Source organism: Phenylobacterium sp. (assembly GCF_030697925.1).
Classification (GTDB): Bacteria; Pseudomonadota; Alphaproteobacteria; order Caulobacterales; family Caulobacteraceae; genus Phenylobacterium.
The window spans coordinates 1-1,215 of the sequence record NZ_JAUYOJ010000039.1 but is presented as its reverse complement, the minus strand read 5'-3'; the positions used below and the strand labels follow the sequence as shown (position 1 = coordinate 1,215).

Below are 1,215 nucleotides of genomic sequence, written 5' to 3'. Positions count from 1 at the left end.
TGGGTGATGGCCGGACGGCCGCCACGGGACTCGGTCTTGGCGTTCTCCTCGTTGATCTCCGACATGTCCAGGTGATCGCCCTTGAGCAGGCCGGTGTCGCCCGGCTCGAGGATCTCGCCCTTTTGCAGCATCTGACGAACGATCGTCTCGATGTGCTTGTCGTTGATCGGCACGCCTTGGAGCCGGTAGACCTCCTGGATCTCGTCGACCAGGAACTCGGCCAGAGCCTCGATGCCCAGGATACGCAGGATGTCGTGCGGATCCGGGTTGCCGTCGATCAGGTACTCGCCCTTGCGGATCACGTCGCCGTCGTGGACGGCGATGTGCTTGCCCTTGGGGATCAGGAACTCGACCGCTTCGCCACCATCTTCCGGGGTGATCTTGATGCGGCGCTTGTTCTTGTAGTCGCGGCCGAATTCGACGCGGCCGTCCATCTCGGCGATGACCGCGCAGTCCTTCGGACGGCGGGCTTCGAAGAGTTCGGCGACGCGCGGCAGACCCCCGGTGATGTCCCGGGTCTTGGCGCTTTCGGTCGACATGCGGGCCAGAACTTCGCCGGGCTTGATCTCATCGCCATCGCCGACGGAGAGAATGGCGCCCACCGGCAGGAGGTAACGCGCCTCCCCGCCGTTCGAGATGCGCATATAGGCGCCCTCGGCGTCGATCACGGCCATGGCCGGACGCAGGTCCGAGCCCTTGGTCGAGGCGCGCCAGTCGATGACCACGCGGTTGGAGATGCCGGTGGCTTCGTCGGCTTCCTCGCGGACCGAGAAGTTTTCGACCAGGTCCTCGAAGCGGACCTTGCCGCCCACTTCGGAGATGATCGGGGTCGAGTACGGGTCCCACTCGGCCAGGCGCTGGCCGCGCTTCACCTTGTCGCCGTCCTTGACCTTCAGGCGCGCGCCGTAAGGCGGCTTGTAGGACTCGCGGTCCTTGCCATCGACCTGGACGATGATCATCAGGTTGCGGCTCATGGCCACGACACCGCCATCGGGCGCCACGACCGTGTTGCCGCCGACCAGGCGGGCCACGCCCTCGTTGCCGCTCTCGAAGAACGACTGCTCGGCCACCTGTGCGGTGCCGCCGATGTGGAAGGTCCGCATCGTCAGCTGGGTGCCCGGCTCGCCGATCGACTGGGCGGCGATGACGCCCACGGCTTCACCGATGTTCACCGGCGTGCCGCGCGCGAGGTCGCGGCCGTAGCAGGCGCCGCAG

1 pseudogene is annotated in these 1,215 nt (G+C 66.7%); it reads right to left on the bottom strand.

Annotated elements, in window-relative coordinates:
* Positions 1-1,215 (bottom strand): annotated as a pseudogene (locus Q8Q88_RS04710) (DNA-directed RNA polymerase subunit beta'); the annotation flags it as partial.